The sequence below is a fragment of the Curtobacterium sp. MCBD17_019 genome (genome assembly GCF_003234555.1).
Classification (GTDB): domain Bacteria; phylum Actinomycetota; class Actinomycetes; order Actinomycetales; family Microbacteriaceae; genus Curtobacterium.
This window is the reverse complement of sequence record NZ_QKTT01000012.1, coordinates 64,308-79,432: the sequence shown is the minus strand read 5'-3', so window position 1 is coordinate 79,432 and position 15,125 is coordinate 64,308. Positions and strand designations below refer to the sequence as shown.

Here is a 15,125-nt window from a genome sequence, read left to right as displayed (position 1 = left end):
ATGGCTCTCGGAACTCGAGGAGCGAGCAAGTCGGCCGCCAAGGCGCGCCGTCACACCCGCCTCCGCAAGAAGATCACCGGCACCGAGACGCGTCCGCGTCTGGTCGTCACCCGCTCGTCGCGTCACGTGTTCGTGCAGGTCATCGACGACACCAAGGGCCACACCGTCGCCAGCGCGTCGACCATGGAGGCGGACCTCCGCAGCCTGGACGGCGACAAGACCGCGAAGTCGCGTCGCGTCGGCGAGCTCGTCGCCGAGCGCGCGAAGGCCGCGGGTGTCGAGGCGGTCGTGTTCGACCGCGGTGGCAGCAAGTACGCCGGTCGCGTCGCCGCGATCGCCGAAGGCGCCCGTGAAGGAGGGCTGAACCTGTGAGCGACACCGCGAGCAGCACCAATCAGGAAGCACCGGTCGAGAAGCCGGTCGAGACCGCAGCCGGCTCCGCGTCGGCGAACCGCGAGAACACGGGCCCCGAGCGCGGACGCCGTGGTGGGGGTCGTGACCGCCAGCAGGGTGGTCGCGGCGACCGCAACAACCGCGCCGCCGAGAGCCAGTTCCTCGAGCGCGTCGTGACGATCAACCGTGTGTCGAAGGTCGTCAAGGGCGGTCGTCGCTTCAGCTTCACCGCGCTCGTCGTGGTGGGTGACGGCAACGGACTCGTCGGCGTCGGCTACGGCAAGGCCCGCGAGGTCCCGACCGCGATCTCCAAGGGCGTCGAGGAGGCGAAGAAGAACTTCTTCCGCGTCCCGCGCGTCGGCAACACGATCCCGCACCCCGTGCAGGGTGAGGCCGGCGCTGGCGTCGTGCTCCTCCGCCCGGCCGCTGCCGGTACCGGCGTCATCGCCGGTGGTCCGGTGCGCGCCGTCCTGGAGTGCGCCGGCATCCACGACGTCCTGAGCAAGTCGCTCGGGTCGTCCAACACCATCAACATCGTGCACGCCACCGTCACGGCGCTGCAGCAGCTCGAGGAGCCCCGTGCGGTCGCCAGCCGCCGTGGCCTCGACGTCGACCGGGTCGTCCCGGGTCGTCTGCTGCGTGCCGAGGCCGCGGCCCGCACGGCTGCGACCGAGAAGGCAGGTGCCTGATGGCCGGCAAGATCAAGGTCACCCAGATCAAGTCCGTTATCAGCGAGAAGCAGTACCAGCGCGAGACCCTGCGCAGCCTGGGCCTCAAGCGCATCGGCCAGTCGGTCGAGCGTGAGGACAACGCCCAGAACCGCGGGTACGTCGCGACGGTCGCGCACCTCGTGAAGGTCGAGGAGATCAACGCATGAGCGACGAAACCCCCAAGGCCGGACAGGCCGGCAACACCGAGGGCCGCGTGCAGGTCCTCAAGGTCCACCACCTCCGTCCCGCTGCTGGCTCGAAGAAGGACCGGACCCGCGTCGGACGCGGTGAGGGCTCGAAGGGCAAGACGGCCGGACGTGGCACCAAGGGCACGAAGGCCCGCTACTCGGTCAAGGCCGGGTTCGAGGGTGGGCAGATGCCGCTGCACATGCGCACCCCGAAGCTCCGCGGGTTCAAGAACCCGTTCCGCGTGGAGTACCAGGTCGTGAACCTCGACAAGCTCGGCGAGCTCTACCCGCAGGGCGGTGACGTCACCGTGAGTGACCTCGTCGCCAAGGGTGCGGTTCGCAAGAACGAGAAGGTCAAGGTCCTCGGCCAGGGCGACATCAGCGTGGCGCTCAACATCACGGTCGACAAGGTCTCCGGCTCCGCCGAGGAGAAGATCGTGGCGGCGGGCGGCACCGTCTCCAAGTAGTACCTGACCGGCGGTCCGAGCACAGCTCGGGCCGCCGGTTCGGCATCGCTTGACGCGATCCGAGATGCTCGGGTCGCACTGAACGAAGTACGGAGAACTCGTGTTCAGAGCGGTCGCGCGGATCTTGCGCACCCCCGACCTTCGCAAGAAGATCGGCTTCACCCTCGCGATCATCGCGCTGTTCCGCCTGGGGTCCTACATCCCCGCGCCGTTCGTCGACTACGCCAGCGTGCAGTCGTGCCTCGCGAGCGCTTCATCCCAGGGGAGCCTGTACGGGCTCGTGAACCTGTTCTCCGGCGGCGCGCTGCTGAAGCTCTCGGTCTTCGCGCTCGGCATCATGCCGTACATCACGTCGTCGATCATCGTGCAGCTGCTGCGCGTCGTGATCCCGCACTTCGACGCCCTCTACAAGGAGGGCCAGGCGGGTCAGGCCAAGCTGACGCAGTACACGCGGTACCTCACGATCGCGCTCGGGGTCCTGCAGTCGACGACGCTCATCACGGTCGCGCGCTCGGGTGCCCTCTTCGGCACCTCGGCGTCGACCTCCTGCACGTCGATCATCTCGAACGACAGCTGGTACGCGATCCTCCTCATGGTGGTCACGCTGACGGCTGGCACCGGACTCATCATGTGGATGGGCGAGCTCGTCACCGAGCGCGGCGTCGGCAACGGTATGTCGCTCCTCATCTTCACGTCCATCGCGGCCCAGTTCCCGACCGCGCTCTGGGCCATCGAGCAGTCGCAGTCCTTCGAGCTCTTCCTCTTCGTGATCCTCGTCGGACTCGTGATCATGATGGCGGTCGTGTTCGTCGAGCAGTCGCAGCGCCGGATCCCGGTGCAGTACGCCAAGCGCATGGTCGGGCGTCGCACCTACGGTGGCAACAACACGTACATCCCGATCAAGGTGAACATGGCCGGTGTCGTGCCCGTCATCTTCGCGTCGTCGCTGCTCTACCTGCCGGCGCTGGTCGCACAGTTCAACCAGAAGTCAGACGGGACCGAGCCCGCGGCGTGGGTCACCTGGATCCAGAACAACCTGACCTCGGGCGACAACGCCTTCTACATGGTCCTCTACTTCCTCCTCATCGTCGGGTTCACGTACTTCTACGTCGCGATCACGTTCAACCCGGAAGAAGTCGCCGACAACATGAAGAAGTACGGCGGGTTCATCCCGGGCATCCGTGCCGGACGTCCGACGGCGGAGTACCTCGACTACGTGCTCACACGGGTCACGCTCCCCGGCGCTCTCTACCTCGGCATCATCGCGCTCATCCCGCTCGCCGCACTCGCCTGGTTCGGCGCCAACCAGAACTTCCCGTTCGGTGGTGCCAGCCTGCTGATCATCGTCGGTGTGGGCCTCGAGACCGTGAAGCAGATCGACTCGCAGCTGCAGCAGCGCCACTACGAGGGACTCCTCCGATGAGCGCGCGGCTGATCATCGTGGGCCCGCCTGGTGCTGGCAAGGGCACCCAGGCAGGGCGGATCGCCGAGGCCTTCGGGATCCCGGCGATCTCGACGGGCGACATCTTCCGGCAGAACGTCCGTGACGAGACGCCGCTGGGCATCAGGGTCAAGGCGATCCTGGACGCCGGCGACTACGTGCCCGACAGCCTCACGAACGAGCTCATCGCCGATCGGCTCCGTCAGCCGGACGCCGAGCCGGGGTTCCTGCTCGATGGCTACCCCCGGACGACGGCGCAGGTGGAGTTCCTCGACGGGTTCCTCGCCGAGCAGGGGCAGGCCCTGGACGCGGTGGTGCAGCTCGTCGCCGACCGGGACGCCTTGGTCGACCGGCTCCGCAGGCGTGCGCTCGAGCAGGGTCGCAGCGACGACACCGAGGACGCCATCCGGCACCGGCAGGACGTCTACCTCGAGCAGACAGAGCCGATCGTTGCGGTGTACGCACAGCGGGGGCTCGTCATCGACGTCGACGGTCTCGGCGGTGTCGACGAGGTCGGTGACCGCATCGCCGACGCGCTCGCGACCCGCGGCCTCGGCCGCGCCGTCGCCTGACCGTGGCGCGGTTCCGCCGCCCGTCGCTCTACAAGTCGTCGGAGGAACTCCGGGCGATGGTCCGGCCGGGGCTCCTGACCGCCCAGGCACTGGACGCCGTCCGGTCGGCGCTGCGCGTCGGCATCACCACCGGTGAACTCGACGCGATCGCGGAGCGTGTCATCCTCGAGGGCGGTGGCGTCCCGAACTTCCAGCTGGTCCCCGGTTACCAGCACACCCTGTGCGTCTCCGTCAATGACGAGATCGTGCACGGCATCCCCGGCGAACGGGTGATCGAAGCCGGCGACATCGTGTCCATCGACGCGGGCGCCGAGGTTGACGGCTGGAACGGCGACAGCGCCGTGACGGTCGTCGTGCCCGGGGGAGACCCGGAGCGGGCCGCGGCACGGACGATGCTCGCGGACGTCACCGAGCGGTCGATGTGGCGGGGGATCGCGGCTCTCGCGACGGCACGGAACCTCAACGAGATCGGCGCGAGCATCGAGGACGCGATCGACGAGACCGGCGCCTGGGGCATCGTGGAGGACTTCACGGGTCACGGCATCGGTCGTTCCATGCACGAAGATCCGCCGGTGTTCAACTACCGGGTGCGGGGCGGGGGTCCCGCGGTCCGTCCGGGGCTCGCGGTGGCCATCGAGCCGATGGTGACCGCCGGCACGATCGACAGCAGCACCGATGCGGACGGCTGGACCGTCCGCACGCTCGACGGCTCGGACGCCGCGCACTGGGAGCACAGCGTGGCGGTGCACGAAAACGGCATCTGGGTGCTCACCGCAGCGGACGGCGGTGCCGCCGCCCTGGCACCGCTCGGGGTGCAGCCGCAGCCCATCGCGTGATCCAGCGCAGCGCGTGAACCAGCGGCGCGGGTGAACCAGCCGCAGTGCGGGAACCAGCGGCGCGGGTGAACCAGCCGCAGTGCGGGAACCAGCGGCGCGGATGAACCAGCCGCAGTGCAGGAACCAGCGGGCGACGCGACGTCACAGGTCACTCGACGCCCCGGTTCGTCTCATCCGAGGCGGGAGCACGTCACGCCTCCCGAGCCGGGCGAGCGGGCGGGCTGCGCCGCGCCTCCCGATCGTGCGGAAGTCAGCGGCGGACCGGCGGGCCGCCCGCCCGGCCTGCGACCGCTGTCAGTTGCCGACCGAGCAGGTCTGCTCGGCGGCCGACTGTCCGGTGATCGTCGAGGGCAGCGGCGTCGCCGTCGCGCTCGGCGTGCTCGATGCCGAACTGCTCGCCGAGGACCCGGAGGAGGGTGCACTCGACGTCCCGCTGCTCGACGTCCCGCTGCTCGACGACCCGGAGCTGCCGGTGCCGGAGGAAGACGCGCTGCCGGTCCCACCCTCGGCCTCGGAGGCACGGCCGGTGCTCGAGTCGGTGAGGCTCGTCTTCGTGTCGTTCTGCAGCGCGACGTTGAGCGTGTGTGCGTCGCTCTGGGAGACGATCACGCGGTTCGTGTCGTAGGGATCGTCGGTCACCGGGTACTGGACGAACAGCATGTCCGCCGTGCTCATGCTCTTGAGGGTCGTGGCGAGTGACACGAGCGTCTGGGCCGAGGCGAGACCGTCGGACAAGGTCATGTTCGAGATCGCGGCGCGCGCGAGCTTGTACAGGGTCAGGGGATTCGACAGCGTGCCGTTCGAGGTCACCTTGCGGAGCAGGGCGGACAGGAACACCTGCTGGGAGCTGATGCGCGCGAGGTCGCTGCCGTCGCCGACGCCGTGGCGGGTCCGGAGGAACTGGAGGGCCTGCGTGCCCTGGAGCGTGTGCGTCCCGGCCGACAGATGGAGGCCCGTGTAGCTGTCGTTGATCGAGTTCGCGACGCAGACCGAGACACCGCCGACCGCGTTCGACATCTCGATGACGCCGTCGAAGGTGATGAGACCGGCGTACGGGATGGACAGGCCGGTCAGGTTCTCGACGGTGTCCACGACGCACGAGACACCGCCGTTGCCGAGCGCCGTGTTGATCTGCGCAGCGGAGGACGCCGGGTAGGACGTCCCCGTGTCCGGGTTCGTGCAGGCGGGGAGGGGCACGACGAGATCGCGGGGGAAGCTCACGGCGGTGAGCTGCGTGTGGTCGGCGGAGATGTGGATGAGGATCGTGACGTCATTCCGCGCACCCTCGGTGTCGAGCGACTCCGCCTTCTGCCCCACGCGGGTGTCGCTGCCGATGAGCAGGATGTTCGCCCCGCCCTTCATCGCCGTGATGGAGGTCTTGTTGGCGCTCGCCTGGTCGTCGTCGCTGAGCTTGACCGTCGAGACGGATCCCGTGAGCGTCACCGCGGCGAAGGCCGTGACGGCGACGCTGCTGACGAGGGCGACACTGAGCACGGACGCGATGACGGTGAGCAGGGTCCGCCAGGAGCTCGGACGACGGAGCCGTCCGTGCCGGGCGATGCCGGGGCGACCGCGACGGCGGCGCAGCGGGGCGTCGGACACGAGGTGGACTCCGTTCGGTGGGCGCATCAGCGCGGGGCGTGGGCGGCATCGCGGGTGGCGGAGCGTCGCCGGGCGGAGGTGCGCGGCGGCACTCCCGTGGAGAACCGTACGATGGCGCTCCTGTCGCACTCCTGGAAATCGCCGGAGAACCCCTGAAGAGGGGTCGCTGACGGCGCGATCGCGGGTCGCGAACAGGACGCGCCGAGACCGGGCCGGACTTGGCAATCGTCCCGCTACCACATAAGATCGATCTTTGGTGTGTCATGCCGTTCGGCGTGGCGCAGGTGACCGCTCCGGTGGTCACCGGTTCGGTCTGCACATCCTGCCAGACCGGGCGCCGAACCCGCAGACCGGTTCGGATCACTCCCAGCGACAGCAACCCAAGCGACAGTGAGGCTATGGCCAAGAAAGACGGCGTCATCGAGATCGAGGGCTCGGTGCTCGAGGCTCTGCCCAACGCGATGTTCCGCGTTGAGCTGACCAACGGACACAAGGTCCTCGCGCACATCTCGGGGAAGATGCGTCAGCACTACATCCGCATCCTCCCGGAGGACCGCGTGATCGTGGAGCTCAGCCCGTACGACCTCACTCGCGGCCGGATCGTCTACCGCTACAAGTGATCCTCGCCGGAAAGGAACGGCCCGACGGCCCCGTCGGGTACGAAGCCAGCGAGATCGAGGAATCGACATGAAGGTCAACCCCAGCGTCAAGCCCATCTGTGAGCACTGCAAGGTGATCCGCCGGAAGGGCCGCGTCATGGTGATCTGCAAGAGCAACCCGCGCCACAAGCAGCGCCAGGGCTAGTCCCTCCGCCGCGGCCGGGTGCCGTGCGGGGTCGCCAGGCCCCGCACCGGCTCGACAGCGAACAGCTGAGCAGCACGCACAACTGAACATCGACAACGCAGTGCCAGAACCGATCGGCGACGAACCGACCGGGGACACCTCGGGGCGGAGGCCCGAGCACCGGTACTGCGCCACACCTCCACCGAAAACAGGAGCAGCCAGACATGGCACGTCTAGCAGGCGTCGACATCCCGCGCGAGAAGCGCGTGGAGATCGCACTCACGTACATCTACGGCGTCGGCCGTACCCGTTCCCTCCAGGCGCTCGCCGAGACCGGTATCTCGGGCGACATCCGCGTCAAGGACCTCACCGACGACCAGCTCGTCGCCCTCCGCGACTTCATCGAGGGCAACTTCAAGGTCGAGGGTGACCTCCGCCGTGAGGTGGCCGCCGACATCCGCCGCAAGGTCGAGATCGGCAGCTACGAGGGCCTCCGCCACCGTCGTGGTCTCCCGGTGCGTGGACAGCGCACCAAGACCAACGCGCGGACCCGCAAGGGCCCGAAGCGCACCGTGGCAGGCAAGAAGAAGGCCCGATAGGAGATCACCATGGCTACCCCCAAGACTGCTGCCCGCAAGCCGCGGCGCAAGGAGAAGAAGAACATCGCCGTGGGCCAGGCCCACATCAAGTCGACGTTCAACAACACGATCGTCAGCATCACCGACCCGTCGGGCGCCGTCCTGAGCTGGGCCTCGTCCGGTGCTGTCGGCTTCAAGGGCTCGCGCAAGTCCACGCCGTTCGCGGCGCAGCTCGCCGCCGAGTCGGCCGCCCGCCAGGCGCAGGAGCACGGCGTCAAGAAGGTCGACGTCTTCGTCAAGGGTCCGGGCTCGGGCCGCGAGACCGCGATCCGCTCGCTCCAGGCCGCCGGCCTCGAGGTGGGCTCGATCAACGACGTCACCCCGCAGGCGCACAACGGGTGCCGCCCGCCGAAGCGTCGTCGCGTCTGAGCTAGGAGCTCTCGGCCGCGACCGGACGCCCGCTCATCGAGCGGGGTCGACCGGTCGCGGCCATTCCTGGTCGTTCGATCGCGCACGTCGGTGCGCGTGATCACAACTCAACAGACCCGGCGAGGCCTTGGGCCCCGTCGTACCGCCAAGTGTCATATAGCGGACACTTCGCCGAAAGGAATCCACAGTGCTCATTGCACAGCGCCCCACCCTGACCGAGGAGCCGATCTCCGAGTTCCGCTCGCGGTTCATCATCGAGCCGCTCGAGCCGGGCTTCGGCTACACCCTCGGCAACTCGCTGCGCCGCACGCTCCTGTCCTCGATCCCCGGTGCCGCCGTCACCAGCATCCGCATCGACGGTGTGCTGCACGAGTTCAGCACCGTGCCGGGTGTCAAGGAGGACGTCACCGAGATCATCCTCAACATCAAGAACCTGGTCGTCTCGAGCGAGCACGACGAGCCCATCACGGCGTACCTCCGCAAGCAGGGCGCGGGCCAGGTCACGGCGGCGGACATCTCGGCTCCGGCCGGTGTCGAGATCCACAACTCGGACCTCGTCATCGCCACGCTGAACGACACCGCCCGGTTCGAGCTGGAGCTCACGATCGAGCGCGGTCGTGGGTACGTCTCGGCGACCCAGAACCGCTCCGAGTTCAGCGAGGCCGGTCAGATCCCGATCGACTCGATCTACTCGCCGGTCCTCAAGGTCACCTACCGGGTCGAGGCGACCCGTGCCGGTGAGCGCACGGACTTCGACCGTCTGGTCGTCGACGTCGAGTCGAAGCCGGCGATCACGCCTCGCGACGCCATCGCCTCCGCCGGCCGCACGCTGGTCGAGCTGTTCGGGCTCGCCCGCGAGCTCAACACGGCGGCCGAGGGCATCGAGATCGGCCCCGCGCCGGTCGACGCGGTGCTCTCGAACGAGCTGCAGACCCCGATCGAGGACCTCGACCTGTCGGTCCGCAGCTACAACTGCCTCAAGCGCGAGGGCATCAACACGGTCAGCGAGCTCGTCGCCCTCTCGGAGACGCAGCTCATGAACATCCGCAACTTCGGTCAGAAGTCGGTGGACGAGGTCAAGGACAAGCTCACCGAGCTCGGCCTGTCCCTCAAGGACACCGTTCCCGGATTCGACGGCGCCCACTTCTACAGCGGGTACGACGAGGACGAGTCCAACTGATCCCGTGCCGCTCCTGACGGAGCGCAGCACACCCACCCCCTTCCCACCACTGGAGAACTGACATGCCCAAGCCCACCAAGGGCCCCCGCCTCGGAGGCGGTCCCGCGCACGAGCGCCTGCTCCTGAGCAACCTCGCGAACGCGCTGTTCACGCACGGCCGCATCACCACGACCGAGACGAAGGCCAAGCGCCTCCGTCCCGTCGCGGAGCGTCTCGTGACGTTCGCGAAGCGTGGCGACCTGCACGCCCGCCGCAAGGTGATCAGCATCATCCGGGACAAGTCCGTCGTGCACACGCTCTTCACGGAGATCGCGCCGCAGATGGCCGACCGCCAGGGCGGTTACACCCGGATCACCAAGCTCGGCTTCCGCAAGGGCGACAACGCGCCGCTCGCGTCGATCGAGCTCGTGCTCGAGCCCGTCTCGGGCACGCCCGCTCCGGTGAACCGTCGCTCGAACCGTGCGTCCGGTTCGGCCGCAGCCGGGGCCGTGTCGACGACCGCCGCCGAGGAGGCCGCCACCGAGGAGACCACCGACGACGCCGCCGTCGCCGCGGAGACGACCGAGGCGACCGCGACCGACGCGACCGCGACCGACGCCGCTGAGGCCGAGAGCACGGACGCCGTCGCGGAGTCCGAGCCCGTCGCCGCCGAGGAGACGACCGACGCGGCCGCCGAGGTCGAGGCGGACGCCGCCAGCAAGGCCGACGAGACCGAGTAGGTCCTCGCCAGCACGCCACACGGAGGGCCTCCGCAGCGATCGCTGCGGAGGCCCTCCGTCGTCGGTGGGGCCCCCGGTCCCTAGACTCGACGCGTGACCGGTCAGCCACGCGTCGCCGTCCTCGGCCCGGTGCTCGTCGAGTCCCCGGCAGGGGACCTCGATCCGCTGCCCGGCGCGCTCGCCCGGACGTTCATCGCGGTCCTCGTGCTCGCCCGGGGCAACACCGCCACGACCGAGACGCTCATCGACGAGCTCTGGGGCGACACCCCGCCGAAGGGGGCGCGCGCCGCGCTGCAGACCCTGGTGTCGCGGGTACGGCGGTCGACCGTCGAGGGCGTCGTCGCGTCGACGGGCACCGGCTACCGGTTGGCCCTGGACCCGTCGGCGCTCGACCTGGGACGGGCCGAGCAGGTCGCCGAGCGGATCTCCGACGAACTCCGGACCGATCCAGCCGGCGCGGCCCGCCGGGCATCGGCCGTGCTGGCCACGTGGCGCGGTGAGCCGGGTGCGGACCTCGAGGGACGGGTCGCCGAGGAGCTCGCGGACCGGGCGGCGACCGTGCAGCGGATCCTGCGGCGCGCCCTGGCCCAGGCGCTCTCGGCGTGCGACGACCCCGACGGCGCGGCGCGGCTGTGGGAGCAGGAGGTCGTGGCCCACCCGTTCGACGAGGCTGCGGTCGCGGGGCACATGCGGGCACTCGTCGCGGCCGGACGGGGCGCCGAGGCCCTCACGGTGTTCGCAGGACACCGCGATCGCCTGGCCGAGGAGCTCGGCGCGGACCCGTCGGCGGACCTGGTGCGGCTCAACATCGAGATCCTCCGAGCGACGTCGACGTCGGCCCGTTCCGTGCGGCGCCTCGGTCTGCGCCGATCCCCGACCACGCTCATCGGCCGGGACGCCGAGGTGGAGGCCGTCGAGCGGCTCGTCGAGGAGGAGCGGCTGGTCACGGTCCTCGGTGCCGGAGGCCTCGGCAAGACCCGGCTCGCGCAGGAGGTCGCCGGGCGCACCGCGCCCGACGTCGCCGTCGTCGTCCTCGAGCTCGCCTCGCTCACGGACGGCGCGGACATCGTCCCCGCGCTCGGCGCGGTGCTCGGGATCGCGGAACTCCGCGCCGGACGGTCGCTCCGGGACGTCGTGCTCGCGGACCTCCGGTCACGGGTCCTCCGGGCTCTCGGGGAAGCGCCGACCTTGCTCGTGCTCGACAACTGCGAACACGTCGTCGGGGAGGTCGCCGCACTCGTCGTCGACCTGCTCGGCGAGGTCCCGAGCCTCCGCGTGCTCACGACGTCACGTGCCCCGCTCGCGGTGCCGGGCGAGGTGGTCGCACCACTCCCGCCCCTGCCGGTCGAGGCCGACGGCGCCGCCGTCCGGCTGTTCACCGAGCGTGCCCGGGCCGCCCGGCCCGGCGCCGTGTTGCCGGTCGATGCGGTCCGTCGGATCTGCGCCCGGCTCGACGGCTCGCCGCTCGCGATCGAGCTGGCGGCGGCACGCGTCCGCGGCATGAGTGTCGACGAGATCGAGCGACGGCTCGACGACCGATTCGCCCTGCTCCGCGGAGGCGATCGGACCGCGCCCGAACGGCATCGGACGCTGCTCGCCGTGATCGAGTGGAGCTGGCGGCTCCTCGACGACGGCGCCCAGGACCTGTTGACCCGCTTGGCGCTGTTCCCGGACGGCGTCGCGGTGGAGGCGGTCGAGGCCGTCGTGCGCCCGGACCGGGTCGACACGGCGCTCGACGACCTCGCGGAACTCGTCGAGCAGTCGCTCGTCCAGTTGACGGAGCGCGAGGGCGAGCCCGCACGCTACCGGTTGCTCGAGACGGTCCGGGAGTTCGGTGCCGCGCGGCTCACCGAGCGGGGTACGACCGAGGACGTGCGCACGGTGATGATCCGGTGGGGCGCGGCCCACGCCCTCGATCGGAACGTGCTCCTCGCCGGTCCCGGGCAGCGTCGCGTGTTCCGCGAGGTCGAACGCGAGGTCGACAACCTCGTCGCGCTCCTGCGGTGGTCGCTCGGCCGGGGCGACCACAGGGCGATCGCGCCGATCGCCGCAGTGCTCGGGACCTACTGGTCACTCCGGGGCGTGCACGGGGAGGTCGTGGCGATCGCGCCCGACGTCGTCGCGGCGCTGGCGGGCGGCGCGCCCGACCCCGACCTGCTCCTGCCCACCGTCGTGGCCCTCACCGTCATGGGGGCGTCGTCGGCGTTCACCGACCTCCGGACGGCCGCCGTCGCCGTGTCCGCCTTGCGCCGACTGCGTCGGCAGCACGGTCCGACCGGAGTCCGCCTGGCGGATGCGCAAGCGGAGCTCTTCACCGCGATCGGACGCGCCGACCTCGCGATGGCGGCCCTCGCCCGCCTCCGCGACGACGACGACCCCGAGGTCGCGTGCTTCGCCCTGACGATCAGTGCGCCCCTGGCCGAGAACGCGGGCGACGTGGCGGACGCGCTCCGCTACGCCCGCCGGGCGGAGGCGCTCGCGAGCGCCCACGGCGACCTCTGGACGGCGGGAACGGCCGACGTGTCCCGCGTGCAGCTCCTCACCCAGACCGGGCACCCCGAGGAGGCACTGGTCGCCGCGGATCGCGCACGGGAGCGACTGCAGTGGTTCGGCGCGGACGACGACCTCGCCGAGATCAGCTGGTCGATGGGCCTGGCTGCGGCTGCTGCCGGTCAGCCGGACCGGGCGCGCGCCGTCGCGGTCGACCTCGACCTGCCCCGACCGGGCGCCCGACTCGACGACGACGGACTCCAGTTCCGGACGCTCGCGTTCGCCGTCCGGGCGGAGGCCGCCCGCGCGGAGGGCGACGTGCAGACCGCGCTGGAGGAGTACGACCGCGGCTTCGCGTACGTCCGTGACCACATGAAGCAGGCACCGCAGTGGACGCTCATGGTCGCCGCGGCGCGCATCGCGATCGACCTGGAGGCCCGCGAGCGGGACGGGGGTGCACCGCGCCTCCCGGACGACGGCAGGGCGACGGAGGCGGCCCGGGTGGCCAAGGTCGGCGCGCTCGTCGCGATCCGCATCGGCGCGTGGTGGCTCGACCTGCCGGTGATCGGCGACGCGCTCATCGCGGTTGCCCTGTGGGGGGCCACCACGCAGCGCGTCGAACCGGGTCTCGTCGCGGCGATCTGGGGGACCGCCGTGCGCGTGGGAGCGCGGCAGGACCTCGCCGTGCTCCGGTACGAGCGCGTCCGGGACGTGCTCGCGCGGTGGACGGGACGGGCCGCCCTCGCGGACGCCGAAACGGCCTCGGCCGGTCTGGACCGGGCCGAGGCCGTCGCGCGGGCCCGAGCGCTGCTCGAGCAGGTCCGCGTCCCGCGGCGGGCGGAGGCTCAGGCCTTCCGCATGTAGGCGCGGACGGTCAAGGGGGCGAAGACCGCGACGACGACCGCGGCACCGACGAGCGAGAGCACGAGGTCGCTGCCCACCTGCCCGTGGTTGACGAGGTCGCGCACGGCGGTGATGAGGTGCGAGATCGGGTTCACCTCGCTGAACCACCGGAGCCAGGACGGCAGCGTGTCGGCGGGGACGAACGCGTTCGACAGGAACGTCAGCGGGAACAGGACCATGTTCGAGATGCCCGAGACGCTCGACGCGGTGCGCGCGACGACACCGAAGAACGCGAACACCCAGCTGATCGCCCAGGCGACCACGACGACGAGGAGTCCCGCGGCGACGACCGACCCCAAGCCGCCCTCGGGACGCAGGCCCATGCAGAACCCGACGACGAACGTGATGGTCGTCGCGATCGCGTAGCGGACCGTGTCGGCGAGCAGCGCTCCGGCGAGCGGGGCGATGCGGGCGATGGGCAGCGACTTGAACCGGTCGAACACGCCCTTGTCCATGTCCTCGCGGAGCTGGACGCCCGTGACGATCGACGAGGTGATGTTCGTCTGCACGAGGATGCCCGGGATGATGATCGGCAGGTAGGCCGTGACACCGCCCGCGATCGCCCCGCCGAAGATGTACGTGAACATCACGGTGAAGATGATCGGCATGAGCGTGACGTCGAAGAGCTGCTCCGGCGTGCGGCGGACCTTGATCAGTCCGCGGTAGGCCATCGTGAGCGACTGGCGCACCGTGGCCCCGAGTCCCGAACCGCCGACGCCGGGGCGCGGAGCGATGGTGCGGGGCGTGCTGGTGATGGTGGTCATGCGAGGGTCCCTTCGAGGACGCGGTCGGTGTCGCTGGTCGGGTCGTCCTGCGCGACGGGCCGACCGGTGATGGTGAGGAAGACCTCGTCGAGCGTCGGCTTCTGCACGCTCATCTCGGCGAGGGAGACGCCCGAGTCGCGGAACGCGACGAGCAGGTCCGCGACGCGGTCCGGGTCGGCCATCGGTGCGGTGATGCGGGCGCCCTCGGGTGAGACGGCGGCGCCGGCCCCGAGGATCCGCTCGACGATCGCCTGCGCCGCACCGAGCCGGGCGGCGTCCGCGAGCCGGAGCTGCAGGGAGGCGGTGCCCACCGATGCCTTGAGGTCGTCCGCCGTGCCCTCGGCGACGACGCGTCCACGGTCGATGACGGCGATGCGGTCGGCGAGCTGGTCGGCCTCGTCGAGGTACTGCGTGGTGAGGAGCACGGTCGATCCGGTCGCGACGAGCTCGCGGATCGTGTCCCACATCTGCGCACGCGTCCGGGGGTCCAGCCCGGTGGTCGGCTCGTCGAGGAAGATGAGTGGCGGTTGCGCGATGAGGCTCGCGGCGAGGTCGAGGCGCCGTCGCATCCCGCCGGAGAACGCCTTGAGCGGGCGCTTCGCGGCCTCGGTCAGTCCGAAGCGCTCGAGGAGGTCCGAGGCCTTCGCCCGCGACTCGGCCCGACCGAGGCCGAGCAGTCGGGAGAAGATGACGAGGTTCTCGGTCGCGCTGAGCGTCTCGTCGACGGAGGCGTACTGCCCGGTCACGCCGATGAGCCGTCGGACCGCCTGGGCCTCGTGCCGCACGTCGTGTCCGAAGATGCGTGCGTCGCCCGCGTCGGGCTTGAGCAGCGTGGCGAGCATGCTGATGGTGGTGGTCTTGCCCGCGCCGTTCGGCCCGAGCACGCCGTACACGGTGCCCGCCTCGACCCGCAGGTCGACGCCGTCCACCGCACGGTTCTGCCCGAACGTCTTGACGAGGCCGGTCGCCTCGACGGCGAGCGTCGCCTGGTCGTTCATGGGGTGTCCTTTCGTTCGACGGTGCCCATGCTCCGGGCGGGCGCTGACGTGGCACTGACGTGGTGCTGACGC

The 15,125-nt window shown here is 70.4% G+C and carries 17 protein-coding genes; 14 read left to right on the top strand and 3 right to left on the bottom strand.

Translation table 11 applies throughout. The annotated features are described in order from the left end of the window. From rplR to map, 7 genes are all read left to right on the top strand, one after another. Positions 1 to 372 (top strand): 50S ribosomal protein L18, encoded by a 372-nt coding sequence (rplR, locus tag DEI82_RS12020; RefSeq protein ID WP_111012131.1) that lies wholly within the window; start codon positions 1 to 3, stop codon positions 370 to 372. Next, the gene (rpsE, locus tag DEI82_RS12015; RefSeq protein ID WP_111036925.1) at positions 369 to 1,082 is read left to right on the top strand and encodes a 30S ribosomal protein S5; all 714 of its coding nucleotides are present in this window, start codon (positions 369 to 371) and stop codon (positions 1,080 to 1,082) included. Before rplR ends, rpsE begins: the two co-directional genes overlap by 4 nt. Further along, positions 1,082 to 1,270 carry a 50S ribosomal protein L30 gene (gene rpmD / locus DEI82_RS12010; protein ID WP_111009831.1) on the top strand — a complete coding sequence of 63 codons (189 nt, stop codon included), beginning with the start codon at positions 1,082 to 1,084 and terminating at the stop codon, positions 1,268 to 1,270. Before rpsE ends, rpmD begins: the two co-directional genes overlap by 1 nt. Beyond that, positions 1,267 to 1,758 (top strand): 50S ribosomal protein L15, encoded by a 492-nt coding sequence (gene rplO / locus DEI82_RS12005; protein WP_111009830.1) that lies wholly within the window; start codon positions 1,267 to 1,269, stop codon positions 1,756 to 1,758. The genes rpmD and rplO overlap by 4 nt, the downstream gene beginning before the upstream one ends. Positions 1,759 to 1,858: 100 nt before the next feature. Then, positions 1,859 to 3,181 (top strand): preprotein translocase subunit SecY, encoded by a 1,323-nt coding sequence (gene secY, locus DEI82_RS12000; protein ID WP_111012132.1) that lies wholly within the window; start codon positions 1,859 to 1,861, stop codon positions 3,179 to 3,181. Then, complete coding sequence (locus DEI82_RS11995) at positions 3,178 to 3,771, top strand: adenylate kinase (protein ID WP_181435195.1); 594 nt, start codon at positions 3,178 to 3,180, stop codon at positions 3,769 to 3,771. Before secY ends, DEI82_RS11995 begins: the two co-directional genes overlap by 4 nt. Before the next feature lie 2 nt (positions 3,772 to 3,773). Next, positions 3,774 to 4,607 carry a type I methionyl aminopeptidase gene (gene map / locus DEI82_RS11990; RefSeq protein WP_111009828.1) on the top strand — a complete coding sequence of 278 codons (834 nt, stop codon included), beginning with the start codon at positions 3,774 to 3,776 and terminating at the stop codon, positions 4,605 to 4,607. Between the two features lie 294 nt (positions 4,608 to 4,901). Here the strand turns inward: map and DEI82_RS11985 are convergent, their stop codons facing one another. After that, on the bottom strand, positions 4,902 to 6,209 hold the full coding sequence (locus tag DEI82_RS11985; protein WP_258372050.1) for an LCP family protein: 1,308 nt from the start codon (positions 6,207 to 6,209) through the stop codon (positions 4,902 to 4,904). A gap of 398 nt (positions 6,210 to 6,607) precedes the next feature. On the opposite strand from DEI82_RS11985, the gene infA reads away from it, so the two are divergent. The 7 genes from infA to DEI82_RS11950 all read left to right on the top strand — a co-directional run bounded on the left by infA (position 6,608) and on the right by DEI82_RS11950 (position 13,252). Next, positions 6,608 to 6,829, top strand: a complete 222-nt coding sequence (gene infA, locus DEI82_RS11980; protein ID WP_017885509.1) for a translation initiation factor IF-1 — start codon at positions 6,608 to 6,610, stop codon at positions 6,827 to 6,829. A gap of 67 nt (positions 6,830 to 6,896) precedes the next feature. Next, positions 6,897 to 7,013, top strand: a complete 117-nt coding sequence (gene rpmJ, locus DEI82_RS11975; protein ID WP_066517823.1) for a 50S ribosomal protein L36 — start codon at positions 6,897 to 6,899, stop codon at positions 7,011 to 7,013. A 203-nt stretch (positions 7,014 to 7,216) separates the two neighbouring features. Next, positions 7,217 to 7,591, top strand: coding sequence for a 30S ribosomal protein S13 (gene rpsM / locus DEI82_RS11970; RefSeq protein WP_111009826.1), 375 nt, complete (start codon positions 7,217 to 7,219; stop codon positions 7,589 to 7,591). Positions 7,592 to 7,600: 9 nt separating this feature from the next. Then, positions 7,601 to 7,999 carry a 30S ribosomal protein S11 gene (rpsK, locus tag DEI82_RS11965; protein WP_055950867.1) on the top strand — a complete coding sequence of 133 codons (399 nt, stop codon included), beginning with the start codon at positions 7,601 to 7,603 and terminating at the stop codon, positions 7,997 to 7,999. 187 nt (positions 8,000 to 8,186) lie between these two features. Continuing rightward, positions 8,187 to 9,179 carry a DNA-directed RNA polymerase subunit alpha gene (locus DEI82_RS11960; protein WP_111009825.1) on the top strand — a complete coding sequence of 331 codons (993 nt, stop codon included), beginning with the start codon at positions 8,187 to 8,189 and terminating at the stop codon, positions 9,177 to 9,179. A gap of 62 nt (positions 9,180 to 9,241) precedes the next feature. Beyond that, positions 9,242 to 9,898 carry a 50S ribosomal protein L17 gene (rplQ, locus tag DEI82_RS11955; RefSeq protein WP_111027361.1) on the top strand — a complete coding sequence of 219 codons (657 nt, stop codon included), beginning with the start codon at positions 9,242 to 9,244 and terminating at the stop codon, positions 9,896 to 9,898. A gap of 93 nt (positions 9,899 to 9,991) precedes the next feature. Beyond that, positions 9,992 to 13,252 carry a BTAD domain-containing putative transcriptional regulator gene (locus tag DEI82_RS11950; RefSeq protein WP_111036921.1) on the top strand — a complete coding sequence of 1,087 codons (3,261 nt, stop codon included), beginning with the start codon at positions 9,992 to 9,994 and terminating at the stop codon, positions 13,250 to 13,252. Here the strand turns inward: DEI82_RS11950 and DEI82_RS11945 are convergent. After that, positions 13,234 to 14,055 carry an ABC transporter permease gene (locus DEI82_RS11945; protein ID WP_111012136.1) on the bottom strand — a complete coding sequence of 274 codons (822 nt, stop codon included), beginning with the start codon at positions 14,053 to 14,055 and terminating at the stop codon, positions 13,234 to 13,236. The genes DEI82_RS11950 and DEI82_RS11945 overlap by 19 nt on opposite strands. Further along, a complete protein-coding gene (locus tag DEI82_RS11940) occupies positions 14,052 to 15,053 on the bottom strand; it encodes an ATP-binding cassette domain-containing protein (protein ID WP_111036919.1) in 1,002 nt (333 codons plus the stop codon). The genes DEI82_RS11945 and DEI82_RS11940 overlap by 4 nt, the downstream gene beginning before the upstream one ends. Positions 15,054 to 15,125 lie beyond the last annotated feature (72 nt).